The organism is Zobellella iuensis (genome assembly GCF_016746085.1).
Classification (GTDB): Bacteria; Pseudomonadota; Gammaproteobacteria; order Enterobacterales; family Aeromonadaceae; genus Oceanimonas; species Oceanimonas iuensis.
In genome coordinates, this window is sequence record NZ_JAERTZ010000026.1 from 511,389 (window position 1) to 523,832 (window position 12,444).

Below are 12,444 nucleotides of genomic sequence, written 5' to 3' on the forward strand. Positions count from 1 at the left end.
TGACGCCATCATTACAACCTTGTAATGATAGTGTCATGGACGGGTCAGGTAGCGGGGCTAGCCTTGAGCTGACACCCCGGCCGTGCTAAAGCTAACGCACCGCACACCATGATGAATCCGTTGATGAAACTGCTGGTCATAGAAGACGAAATCAAAACCGGAGACTACCTGCACCGGGGGCTGAGCGAGGCCGGTTTTGTGGTGGATCTGGCGCGTACCGGGCTGGATGGCCACCACCTGGCGATGGTCGAACCCTACGATCTCATCATCCTCGACGTGATGCTGCCCGACGTGGACGGCTGGCGCATAGTGCAGTCGCTGCGCGACGAGGGCCGGCAGGTACCGGTGCTGTTCCTGACCGCCCGCGACAGCGTGGAAGACAGGGTCAAGGGGCTGGAGCTCGGCGCCGACGACTACCTGGTCAAGCCCTTCGCCTTTGCCGAACTGCTGGCCCGGGTGCGCTCCCTGCTGCGCCGGGGCAGCGCCGCCCCCCAGGATGACCGCCTGCAGGTGGCCGATCTCACCCTGGAACTCTCCCGGCGCCGGGTCAGCAGGGGCGCCGAGCGCATCCACCTCACCAACAAGGAATTCGCCCTGCTGGAGCTGCTGGTGCGCCGCCAGGGCGAGGTGCTGCCCCGCTCGCTGATCGCCTCCCTGGTATGGGACATGAACTTCGACAGCGACACCAACGTGATCGACGTGGCCATCCGCCGGCTGCGCGCCAAGATCGACGACGGCTTCGAGCCCAAGCTGATCCAGACGGTGCGCGGTATGGGCTATACCCTGGAGCTGCCCGAAACATAAAAAAAGCGGGCCAACAGGCCCGCCAAAAAGGTTATGACATCGACGTTTTCACTGACTCAAACCAGATCCGCCAGCACTTGCTCCAGCAGATCCAGCCCCTCGTTGACCACCTCCAGCGGCGAGGTCAGCGGCGGCAGGAAGCGGATCACGTTGCCCCGTACCCCACAGGACAACAGGATCACGCCCTTCTCTATGCCCTTGGCCACTATCGCCCTGGTCAGCTCGGGGTTGGGCTGATCCACGTCCCCATTATGGATCAGCTCCATCGCCACCATGGCGCCCAGGTTGCGCACCTGGCCGATATGGCGGGGATACCTGGCCTGCAGCTCGCACAGGCGCTTGTTCATCAGCTCGCCCAGGGCCAGGGCCTTGGTGCACAGCTGCTCTTCCTCGATGATCTTCAGCACTTCCAGCGCCGCGGCGCAGGCCAGGGGGAAGGCCGCGTAGGTGCCGCCCAGGCCGCCCGGGTTGGCGGCGTCCATGATGTCGGCCTTGCCGACCACGCCCGCCAGCGGGAAGCCGCCGGCGATGCCCTTGGCCATGGTCATCAGATCCGGCTCTATGCCGGCGTATTCGGTGGCGAACAGCTTGCCGGTACGGGCGAAGCCGGTCTGGATTTCATCGCAGACCAGCAGGATGCCGTGCCGGTCGCACAGGGCGCGCAGTTTCTGCAGAAAGGACGGCGGCGCCTGGTAGAAACCGCCCTCGCCCTGCACCGGCTCTATGATGATCGCAGCCACCCGGCCCGGCTCGATGTCGCAGTGGAACAGCTCATCCAGTGCCTTGAGCGACTGGGCCTCGGTCACGCCGTGGTAGGCGTTGGGGTAAGGCAGGTGGTAAATCTCGCCCGGGAAGGGGCCGAAGCCGGCCTTGTAGGGCGCCACCTTGCCGGTCAGGCCCATGGCCAGGTTGGTCCGGCCGTGGAAGCCGCCGTTGAAGGCGATGACGCCGCTGCGTTTGGTATGGGCGCGGGCGATCTTGACCGCGTTTTCCACCGCCTCGGCGCCGGTGGTCACGAACATCGCCTTCTTGGGGCTGTTGCCCGGCGCCAGCGCCACCAGCTTCTCGGCCAGCTCGACCACGCTCTCGTAGGGGGTGACCATGGCACAGGTGTGGCTGAAGCGCTCCAGCTGGGCGGCCACGGCGGCCTGGATGCGCGGGTGGCTGTGGCCGGTGTTGACCACGGCGATGCCGGCGGCGAAGTCGATATAGCGGCGGCCTTCCACGTCCCAGATCTCGTTGTTTTTAGCCTTGTCCACGTAGAGGGCGGCCATGTTGCCCATGCCCCGGGCGAAGACGGCATCTTTGCGTTGTTGCAGTTCTTGGTTCTTGCTCATCGTCTTGTCTCCTGAAAAGTCCTGCTCAGCGGATGCCGCCCATGCACAGGTATTTGGTTTCCATGTAATCTTCCAGCCCCTGGGCGGAGCCTTCGCGGCCCAGGCCGGATTCCTTGACGCCACCGAAGGGCGCCGCTTCGTTGGAAATAATGCCTTCGTTGATGCCGATCATGCCGTACTCGAGCGCCTCGGCCACTTTCCATATGCGGCTGTGGCTCTCGGTATAAAAATAGGCGGCCAGGCCGTAGGGGGTGTCGTTGGCGATGGCGACGGCCTCGGCGTCGTCCCTGAAGCGGATCACCGGCGCCACCGGGCCGAAGATCTCCTGTTGGGCGATCTCCATGTCCTGGGTCACCCCGGTCAGAATGGTCGGGGTGAAGAACAGCTCGCCGGCCGGGTGGCGTTGGCCGCCGGTCAGCAGCCGGGCGCCCTGGCTCTGGGCCCGGTCCACCATGGCGGCAATCTTGTCTATCGCCGCCCGGTTGATCACCGGCCCCATGGTGGTGCCCTCTTCCAGGCCGTTGCCCACCACGAACTTTTCCACTTCCTCTTTTAAACGGGCCATAAAGGCGTCGTAAATGCCGTCCTGCACCAGGATGCGGTTGGCGCACACGCAGGTCTGGCCGGCGTTGCGGAACTTGGACGCCAGGGCACCGGCCACCGCCGCCTCCAGGTCGGCGTCGTCGAACACGATAAAGGGCGCGTTGCCGCCCAGCTCCAGGCTGAGCTTCTTCACGGTGTCGGCGCTCTGGCCGTAGAGCAGCTTGCCCACCCGGGTGGAGCCGGTGAAGGACAGCTTGCGCACCCGGCTGTCGCCGGTCAGCACCTGGCCCACCTCCGCCGCCCGGGAGCTGGTGATCATGTTGATCACCCCGGCGGGAATGCCGGCCTGCTCCGCCAGGGCCATCAGCGCCAGGGCGGAGAAGGGGGTTTCCTCGGAGGGCTTAACCACTATGGTGCAGCCCGCCGCCAGCGCCGGCGCTATCTTGCGGGTGATCATGGCGTTGGGGAAATTCCAGGGGGTGATGGCGGCCACCACCCCGATGGGCTGCTGGATGCTCAGGGCACGCTTGTCGGCGGTGGGCGCGGCGAACAGCTTGCCGTAGGCGCGCTTGCCTTCCTCGGCGTACCACTCGATGTAGGAGGCGCCGTATAGCACCTCGCCCCGGGTTTCGAACAGCGGCTTGCCCTGCTCCAGGGTCATCAGCCGGGCCAGCTCTTCCTTGTGCTCGATGATCAAATCGAACCAGCGGCGCAGCAGGCGGGAACGCTCCCTGGGATTGAGCGCGCTCCAGCCGGCCAGGGCCTGGCCGGCCGCGTCGATGGCGGCGCGGGCTTCGTCCACGCCCATGTCGGGCACCCGGCCCAGCAACTCGCCGGTGGCGGGGTTGTACACGGAAATGGTGGCGCCGCTGTCGGCCTGGCGCCACTGGCCATCGATGTGGCCGGCATCTTTCACTAGGTTGCTGTTGACGGTATTGATGCTCATAGAACTGCGCCTCGGTGTTGAGTCCATGCAAGCCCCCAGGGGGCGGCCGACAGCCACGGCACCGGCACCGGCATCACAGAATCGCGTTAAAGTCCCCGATTTGCGCCTTCGCCACCGTGGCCGCATTGGCCATACTTTGATTGCATGTTAGCCTTGCGCTTAAAGTCCTATAAATGATCACGTATCAACATTCACATTTAAGGCCATCAAACTATGAGCCAAGCAAGCAGGCCCGTGCTGGGGCAAATCGGTGATTACGAAATCCGCCTGCTCAAACTGTTCAAGACGGTGGTGGAGTGCGGCGGCTTTTCGGCGGCGGAAACCGAACTCAACATCAGCCGCTCCACCATCAGCGTGCACATGGCCAACCTGGAAAACCGGCTCAAACTCAAGCTCTGCCGCCGGGGCCGCTCCGGCTTCGCCCTCACCGACGACGGCATGGTGATCTACGAGTCCGCCAAGCGGCTGTTCGCCCGGCTGGAGGAGTTCCGCTATACGGTGAACGAGCTGCACGAACAGCTCACCGGCGAGCTGAAAATCGTGTCCAGCGATAACATCTGGCTGGAGGACGACTTTCCCATGGCCGATGTGTTCGCCGCCCTGGGCGAGCAGGCGCCGGATGTGAACGTGAGCGTGGACGTGGCCCACATGGGCGAGATCGAGCGGCGGGTGCTGAGCGAGGACGCCGACATCGGCTTTATCCATTACCACCGGGATCTGGAAGGGCTGGAATACCACCACCTGTACAAGGTGCGCTGCTTCCTCTACTGCAGCGACCGCCATCCACTGTTCTACGCCGAGGACGACCAGGTCATCGAGCAGCGCCTGGGCGACTACAAGCTCATCCACCCCGGCATCTACACCAACCCGGAAGCCAGCGCCCAGCTGGCCGGCCTGCGCCTGGCCGGGCGCGCCTACCACTACGAGCCGAGGGCGGCGCTGATCCTCTCCGGCCAGTATATCGGCTTCCTGCCCGAGAGCTTCGCCCGCCGCTGGGTGGAAAGCGGCCGGCTCAAGGCGCTGCTGCCGGAACAGAAGAACCACTACCTCGGCATCTCCGCCATCACCCGCAGCCACGGCCGCCAGAGCCGGCTGAAGGAACTGTTCCTGCAACTACTACAGAGCCACCTGGTAGCCTCCTCCTGAGAACCAAGCCGGTCGCGTCCGTGACCGGCTTCACATAACCTCCATCGAAAATGCTTTAAATATGCACCCTTTTGGTGCTTACTACTGCACCAGACTGGGTTTCCCGCGTTTTGTTTGACTGGGTTCAAACCAAACATGAATCATTATGTATTTAATCCATGACGGCGCTGTCGCAGACTGCCATCACCCCAAGGGGGTACTCGACACCAAAAACTGACTTTGGGCCCGCCCAAAGCGATGGAATGTGATAACACAAGGGACTAACCATGACTCGTATCTGGAGCTCAGCTCGCACCAAAATCGCCGCCTCCCTGATCGCCGTCGCCGGCATGGGCATGACCATGGAAGCCATGGCCGCCGACATCACCTGGCGCTTTACCAACCTCTACTCCCGTGGCACCGCCTTCGGTGACGTCTACCAGTCCTTCGCCGACAAGATCGAAGCCGACTCCGACGGTCGCATGAAGATCAACATGCTCTACGCCGGTGAAGGCGTCGACACCGCCGGCATCATCGGCGCCACCAAGTCCGGCCTGCTGGACATGGCCGCCCCCTTCCAGCCCATGCACGCCGGTGAAATCCCCTTCGGCGTGGTCGAGGTGGGCCTGCCCGGCTCCAGCGGCAGCCTGGAAGAGCTGAATGCCCTGTTCCATGAGAAAGGCTGGGGCGAGGTGCTGACCGAAGCCTACGACCGCCACGGCCTGGTGTGGCTGGATCCCTACTTCCAGCCCGGCGTCTACGTCATCACCAAGAAGAAAATCGAGTCGATGGAAGACTTCAAGGGCCTGAAGATCCGTGCCCCCGGCGCCTACGGCCGCTTCTTCCGCGAACTGGGCGCCTCCCCGGTCAACCTGGCCTGGGGCGAGGTCTACACCAGCCTGGCCACCGGCGTTATCGACGGCACCATCGGCTCCAACCTGATCGACCACAGGGACGGCAACTTCGCCGAAGTAGCCAAGTACATGTACCCGCTGCCGGTGTCCAGCGCCCAGGCCCTGCCCATCCTGGTGAACAAGAACGCCTGGAACAAGCTGCCCGACGATCTGAAGGAAGTGGTGCGCAACGCCGCCAGCTGGCATGCCAAGGAGCAGGCCGAGAAGTCCGCCCTGTGGGAGCAGGAAGCGGTGGAAGACATGCAGAAGATCGGCATGCAATGGGGCCCCGAAGCGTCCGACGCCGACCAGGCCCGGTGGCAGCAGGCTGCAGAAGCGGTCCGGGCCCACTATGGCAAGACCGACAAGTACAGCGCCCAACTGGTCGAGCTGCTTAAGTAATTCCACTCCAGAAACGGCCCCGCCCAGGCGGGGCATCTGCTTTCAACCCACTGGATGCATAATGAAAAAACTACTTTGCTTGTGGTGCAAAGGGGTGGCATTGCTGGTTGCGGCCGTCAGCCACACCATCGCCCTGGCCCTGCCCCTGCTGGCGGCGACCGTCGCCTTCGAGGTGTTCGCCCGTTATGTGCTCAACAGCCCGACCCTGTGGGCCTACGATGTCTCGCTGTTTCTGTTCGGCTATATCGGCGCCCTGTGCGGGGCCCATGCCCAGTTGAAGAAGTCCCATATCAACGTGGATATCGTCTATCTGGCGGTGTCCCAGCGTACCAAGAACCTGTTCAACCTGCTCTCCAACGTACTGGGGGGCTTCTTCCTGTTCATCATCGCCAGCAAATGCTGGGAAAAGGCGCTGGAAGCCATCGATTTCGGCTATACCCGTCAGTCGGAATGGGGCCCTTCCATCGGCCATTTCTGGGTGATGGTGACCGCCGCCGCCATTTTGTTCTTGCTGCAATTGTCCAGTGACATGCTCAAAGATGCCTGGCAGTTGATTACCGGTGAGTCCCTGCTGTCCGAGGACGAAGCATAATGAGTATCGAGTTGTTGACCGGCCTGCTGCTGCTGGGAGTGCTGATTTCCTTTTTGCTGGGCGCCCAGGTGGGCCTGGCCCTGGGCGGCGTGGCCATGCTGCTCGGCTATCTGACCTGGGGGGAAGGCATCTTCAACATCATCCCCACCACCATTGAAAGCACCCTGTTCAGCTTTGTGCTGCTGGCCATTCCGCTGTACATCTACATGGGCCAGTTGCTGACCCGCTCCGGCATCGGCGACGCCATGTTCAAGGCCAGCCAGCTGCTCATCGGCCGCATCCGCGGCTCGCTCGCCATCAGCGTGATCGGGGTCTGCTCCATGATTGGCGCCATGGTGGGCATCATCGGTGCCGGCATCATGACCTCGGGCAGCATCGCCCTGCGCCCCATGCTGGAACGCGGCTACGACAAGAAGCTGGCGCTGGGCGTGATCATGGCCGGCGGCGGCTTAGGCATCCTGATCCCGCCCAGCATCCCCATGATACTGTTCAGCTCCACCACCCAGACCTCGGTCGGCAAGATGTTTATCGCCGCCCTGGTGCCGGCGCTGATCTCCATTACCGTGCTCATCCTCTACGTGGTGATCTCCTGCAAGCTCAACCCGAGCCGGGCCCCCATCGGCCATGCCCTGGATGTGCCCCAAAGCCCGAAAGAGCGCTTTATCACCCTGCGCGACGGCCTGATGGCCCTGCTGCTGATCGTGCTGGTACTGGGCAGTATCATCACCGGCATCGCCACCCCCACCGAGTCCGGGGCCATCGGCGTGGTCGGTGCCCTGCTGCTGGCCATTATGTACAAGCGCTTCAAGCTCAAGATGATGAAACGCTCCGGCATCGAAACCGCGCTGCTGGTAAGCGTGGCCATCTGGATAGTGCTGGGCGCCTCGGTATTCAGCAACTTCCATCTGCTGATGGGTGTGCAGGGCATGGTGGCCGACTTCGCCGCCGGCCTGGACCTGCCCCCCATCATGATCATCCTGATGATGCAGGTGATCATGCTGCTGCTCGGCTTTATCATCGACGAGATGATCATCGTGCTGATCTGCGCGCCGCTGTTCACTCCCATCGCGGTGAGCCTGGGCTACGATCCCATCTGGTTCGGTATTCTGATGATACTGAACATCGAAATCGCGGTGCAGACCCCGCCCTATGGCTTCGCCCTGTTCTACCTGAAAGGCATAGCACCGCCCGGGGTCACCATGATGGATATCTACAAGTCGGTGCTGCCCTTCGTCATGCTCAAGCTGGGCGTGCTGATACTGTGCATGCTGGTGCCGGAGATCGTCACCTGGCTGCCCAACAAACTGATGGGATAACACATTATGTTCAAGCAAATACTGTTGCCGCTGGATTTTGAACATCAGGAGCTGTACCCGCAGGTGGTGGAGTCCGCACTCCAGCTCTGCCATCCGCAAGGGCAGATCCACCTGCTGTATGTCAATTCCGCCCGTATCCATCATGCGGCGGCGCCGCTGATGTCGCACGAGCTGATTGGCAGCATGGACAAGACCATGGAACAACAGCTGGCGGATTTTATGGCCCGGCATATCCCCGTCGCCCACCAGGGCCAGATATGGATTAAGCACGGGGTGGTCTACGACAGCATCCTGGCCCGGGCCAGGAAGCATGGGGCCGACCTGATCGTCATGCCCGCCTCCCGCCCCGGTGCCGGCACCTACCTGCTCGGCTCCAACGCCTCGCGGGTGGTACGCCACGCCGACTGTGCCGTGCTGGTGATCCGCTAGCACGGGTGCCGGTGAGCAAATCGAAGGGCCGGGCCGGCCGCACAGAGACACCGCCAGCCTCCCGTCCGAAACGGCAGCCCTGTGCTGTCGTTTCGGGGAACATTAGCGGGCGTTGTTCTCGGCGGTAAGCAGCTTGCCGTCCAACGCTTCGAGGATGGAGCAGTGCTCGGCGCTTTCCAGGCCGCCGCAGCAGGCGTCGGACAATTGCTTCAAGGACTGGCGAAAGCGCTCCAGCTCGGCAATCCGCTCTTCCACGTCCGCCAGCTTGGTGTCGGCCACCTCCTTGACTTCACGACAGGTCACCTCGCAACTGCTCACCCGCAGGGCAAGCAGTTCTTCGATATCCTTCAGGGAAAAGCCGACCCGCTTGCAGCGCAAAATAAAATGCAGCCGGTTCTTGTCCTCTTCGCTGTACAACCGGTAACCGGAAGGCGTGCGCAGGCTGGGCGTAAGCAGGCCTTCCTTCTCGTAAAAGCGCAGGGTATCGGCCTTGATGCCGAAGTGCCTGGCCAGTTCGCCGATTCGATACATCCGTTACTCCCTTGCTGAAAGCGTGGCTTTGTTACACATAAAACCTCTTGACACCGAAGCAAATAGTCCGACAAGCCACCATAAAATGCAGTAGAATATGCCGCCTCCGTTCTGGCTACCAGGCGGTTTGGTAAAGTCGGCAAGCCTGCCCATTTTACCAAACCCCCCGATTGATCGTTAAAGGAACGAGAACATAATGGAAACTGCTCGACCCATTCGCCGTGCTCTGCTGAGTGTGTCCGACAAACAAGGCATCCTTGAGTTCGCCCGTGGCCTGCAGGCCCGCGGCGTGGAGCTGCTGTCCACCGGCGGCACCGCCCGCCTGCTGGCCGACCAGGGCCTGCCCGTGACCGAAGTGTCCGACTATACCGGCTTCCCGGAGATGATGGACGGCCGGGTCAAGACCCTGCACCCCAAGGTGCACGGCGGCATCCTCGGCCGTCGCGGCCAGGACGATGCCATCATGGCCGAGCATGCCATCCAGCCCATCGACATGGTGGTGGTTAACCTCTACCCCTTCGCCAACACCGTGGCCAAGGCCGACTGCACCCTGGAAGACGCCATCGAGAACATCGATATCGGCGGCCCCACCATGGTACGTGCCGCGGCCAAGAACCACAACGACGTGGCCATAGTGGTCAACGCCGGCGACTACGACCGCCTGCTGGCCGAGCTGGACGCCAACGGCAACAGCCTGACCCAGGCCACCCGCTTCAGCCTGGCCATCGCCGCCTTCGAGCACACCGCCCAGTACGACGGCATGATTGCCAACTACTTCGGCACCATGGTACCGGCCTACCACGAGGCCAGCGAAGGCTCCAAATTCCCGCGCACCATCAACTACCAGTTCACCAAGAAGCAGGATCTGCGCTACGGCGAAAACAGCCACCAGAGCGCCGCCTTCTACGTGGAGAACCAGGTGGACGAGGCCTCGGTCGCCACCGCCACCCAGCTGCAGGGCAAGGAGCTGTCCTACAACAATATCGCCGACACCGACGCCGCCCTGGAGTGCGTGAAGGAATTCGATGAACCGGCCTGCGTCATCGTCAAGCACGCCAACCCCTGCGGCGTGGCCCTGGGCAAGGACTTGCTGGAAGCCTACGACCGCGCCTACCAGACCGACCCCACCTCCGCCTTCGGCGGCATCATCGCCTTCAACCGCGAGCTGGACGAAGCCACCGCCCGTGCCATTATCGAGCGCCAGTTTGTGGAGGTGATCATCGCCCCCAGCATCAGCGCCGAGGCGAAAGCGGCCGTGGCCGACAAGAAGAACGTGCGCCTGCTGGAGTGCGGCCAGTGGGCCGACCAGACCCGGGGCCTGGACATCAAGCGCGTCAACGGCGGCATCCTGGTGCAGGATCGCGACCAGGGCATGGTGGAGCCGGCCGACCTCAAGGTGGTCAGCAAGCGCCAGCCCACCGCCGAAGAGCTGCAGGATCTGCTGTTCTGCTGGAAGGTGGCCAAGTACGTCAAATCCAACGCCATCGTCTACGCTAAAGGCGGCCAGACCATCGGCGTGGGTGCCGGCCAGATGAGCCGCGTCTACTCCGCCAAGATCGCCGGCATCAAGGCCGCCGACGAAGGCCTGCAGGTGGAAGGCTCGGTGATGGCCTCCGACGCCTTCTTCCCCTTCCGTGACGGCATCGACGCCGCCGCCGCCGCCGGCATCAGTTGCGTGATCCAGCCCGGTGGCTCCATGCGCGACGAAGAAGTGATCCAGGCCGCCGACGAGCACGGCATGGCCATGGTGTTTACCGGTATGCGCCATTTCCGGCACTGATTAGGGGCCAGAGGGAGGCGGTTGCGGAAAGCGGCGACGGTCGGGATGGGGCAACCTCACGCCGACTCGCCGTTATCGTTGCCACCGGCGCTTTTTGCCTGCTGCGAACTTTCACTGGAAGTTCGGTCAGGCAAAAAGCTTGGTGCCAGCGAGCAAGCTCGCCCCTGGGGGCTCGACGGCGCCATCCATGGCGCCAACGGTCGGCTTAGAGGTCACCCCATCCCTCTTGCCGACTGATGCAGCCGCCTGCGGGCCCCTTCCCCGACAGCACCGAATGCTGTCGGGGCTGCCTCTTTGGTCTACCCTCAGTGTCCACAAGTTTCGTTTTAACAGTTTAAGGAACAGACCATGAAGGTATTGGTTATCGGCGGTGGCGGTCGTGAACACGCCCTGGCCTGGAAAGCCGCCCAGTCTCCCAAGGTAAGCCAGGTATTCGTGGCCCCCGGCAACGCCGGCACCGAGCTCGAGCCCAGCCTCACCAACGTGGCCATCTCCGCCACCGACATCAAGGATCTGCTGGCCTTCGCCCAGCAGGAGCAGATCGGCCTGACCATAGTGGGCCCCGAGGCCCCGCTGGTGGCCGGCGTGGTCGACGCTTTCGAGGCCGAAGGCCTGACCATCTTCGGCCCCAGCGCCGCCGCCGCCCAGCTCGAAGGCTCCAAGGCCTTCACCAAGGACTTCCTGGCCCGGCAGCAGATCCCCACCGCCGCCTACCAGAACTTCACCCAGGTGGAGCCGGCGCTGGAGTACCTGCGCGAGCAGGGCGCGCCCATCGTGGTCAAGGCCGACGGCCTGGCCGCGGGCAAGGGCGTGATCGTGGCCATGACCCTGGAGGAAGCCGAGGCGGCGGTACGCGACATGCTGGCCGGCAACGCCTTCGGTGACGCCGGCAGCCGGGTGGTTATCGAGGAGTTCCTCGACGGCGAGGAAGCCTCCTTTATCGTGATGGTGGACGGCGAGCACGTGCTGCCCATGGCCACCAGCCAGGATCACAAGCGCGTCGGCGACGGCGACACCGGCCCCAACACCGGCGGCATGGGCGCCTACAGCCCCGCCCCCGTGGTCACCCCCGAAATCCACAACCGCATCATGGAGCAGGTGATCATGCCCACGGTGCGCGGCATGGCGGACGAAGGCCATGTCTACAAGGGCTTCCTCTACGCCGGCCTGATGATCGACAAGAGCGGCCAGCCCAAGGTGATCGAGTTCAACTGCCGTTTCGGCGACCCCGAGACCCAGCCGATCATGCTGCGCCTGCAGTCGGATCTGGTGGAGCTGTGCCTGGCCGGCTGCCAGGGCGGGCTGGATAAAGTAACCGCCGAGTTCGACCCGCGCGCCTCGGTGGGCGTGGTGCTGGCGGCGGGCGGCTACCCGGGCCACTATCGCCAGGGCGACGCCATTACCGGCATCCCCGCCGAAACCGAGAGCACCAAGGTGTTCCACGCCGGCACCAAGTTCAAGGATGGCGAGCTGGTCACCTCCGGCGGCCGGGTGCTGTGCGCCACCGCCCTGGGCCATAGCGTGACCGAGGCCCAGGCCAACGCCTATGGGGTGACCCGCCAGATCGAATGGGACGGCGTTTTCTACCGCAACGACATCGCCTACCGCGCCATCGAGCGGGAACAGCAGGCGTAAGCCAGAAGCTGGAAGCTGGAAGCTGGAAGCCTGACTCTTAGTCACAAGTCGAGTCCTTTGAGCAACTCATAGGACTCGACGTAATGCATCAGTGTGAGCCAACCGTCCCAC

Annotated in this window: 11 protein-coding genes; 8 read left to right on the forward strand and 3 right to left on the reverse strand. The window is 63.3% G+C overall.

Features of this window, described 5'->3' with window-relative positions; genetic code table 11:
• The first annotated feature begins 123 nt into the window (after positions 1–123).
• Positions 124–804, forward strand: coding sequence for a heavy metal response regulator transcription factor (locus tag JKV55_RS16435; RefSeq protein ID WP_202087884.1), 681 nt, complete (start codon positions 124–126; stop codon positions 802–804).
• A gap of 56 nt (positions 805–860) precedes the next feature.
• Here JKV55_RS16435 and gabT read toward each other — a convergent pair whose 3' ends face one another.
• Together gabT and JKV55_RS16445 are read right to left on the reverse strand one after the other, a co-directional pair.
• Positions 861–2,141, reverse strand: coding sequence for a 4-aminobutyrate--2-oxoglutarate transaminase (gene gabT, locus JKV55_RS16440; protein ID WP_202087885.1), 1,281 nt, complete (start codon positions 2,139–2,141; stop codon positions 861–863).
• 25 nt (positions 2,142–2,166) lie between these two features.
• A complete protein-coding gene (locus tag JKV55_RS16445; RefSeq protein ID WP_202087886.1) occupies positions 2,167–3,630 on the reverse strand; it encodes an NAD-dependent succinate-semialdehyde dehydrogenase in 1,464 nt (487 codons plus the stop codon).
• 213 nt (positions 3,631–3,843) lie between these two features.
• On the opposite strand from JKV55_RS16445, the gene JKV55_RS16450 reads away from it, so the two are divergent.
• The 5 genes from JKV55_RS16450 (at position 3,844) to JKV55_RS16470 (ending at position 8,387) form a co-directional block, all read left to right on the forward strand.
• Positions 3,844–4,776: a LysR family transcriptional regulator gene (locus JKV55_RS16450; protein WP_202087887.1), complete on the forward strand. Its 933-nt coding sequence runs from the start codon at positions 3,844–3,846 to the stop codon at positions 4,774–4,776.
• 266 nt (positions 4,777–5,042) lie between these two features.
• The gene (gene dctP / locus JKV55_RS16455; protein WP_202087888.1) at positions 5,043–6,050 is read left to right on the forward strand and encodes a TRAP transporter substrate-binding protein DctP; all 1,008 of its coding nucleotides are present in this window, start codon (positions 5,043–5,045) and stop codon (positions 6,048–6,050) included.
• 61 nt (positions 6,051–6,111) lie between these two features.
• Positions 6,112–6,642: a TRAP transporter small permease subunit gene (locus JKV55_RS16460; RefSeq protein ID WP_202087889.1), complete on the forward strand. Its 531-nt coding sequence runs from the start codon at positions 6,112–6,114 to the stop codon at positions 6,640–6,642.
• Positions 6,642–7,958 (forward strand): TRAP transporter large permease, encoded by a 1,317-nt coding sequence (locus JKV55_RS16465; protein ID WP_202087890.1) that lies wholly within the window; start codon positions 6,642–6,644, stop codon positions 7,956–7,958. The genes JKV55_RS16460 and JKV55_RS16465 overlap by 1 nt, the downstream gene beginning before the upstream one ends.
• A gap of 6 nt (positions 7,959–7,964) precedes the next feature.
• The gene (locus JKV55_RS16470) at positions 7,965–8,387 is read left to right on the forward strand and encodes a universal stress protein (RefSeq protein ID WP_202087891.1); all 423 of its coding nucleotides are present in this window, start codon (positions 7,965–7,967) and stop codon (positions 8,385–8,387) included.
• Positions 8,388–8,489: 102 nt separating this feature from the next.
• On the opposite strand, the gene zntR is transcribed toward JKV55_RS16470, so the two are convergent.
• Entirely contained in the window at positions 8,490–8,918 is a 429-nt protein-coding gene (gene zntR / locus JKV55_RS16475) for a Zn(2+)-responsive transcriptional regulator (protein WP_202087892.1), read from the reverse strand.
• 196 nt (positions 8,919–9,114) lie between these two features.
• On the opposite strand from zntR, the gene purH reads away from it, so the two are divergent.
• Entirely contained in the window at positions 9,115–10,698 is a 1,584-nt protein-coding gene (gene purH, locus JKV55_RS16480) for a bifunctional phosphoribosylaminoimidazolecarboxamide formyltransferase/IMP cyclohydrolase (RefSeq protein WP_202087893.1), read from the forward strand.
• Positions 10,699–11,046: 348 nt separating this feature from the next.
• Positions 11,047–12,333, forward strand: coding sequence for a phosphoribosylamine--glycine ligase (purD, locus tag JKV55_RS16485; RefSeq protein ID WP_202087894.1), 1,287 nt, complete (start codon positions 11,047–11,049; stop codon positions 12,331–12,333).
• Positions 12,334–12,444: the final 111 nt, after the last annotated feature.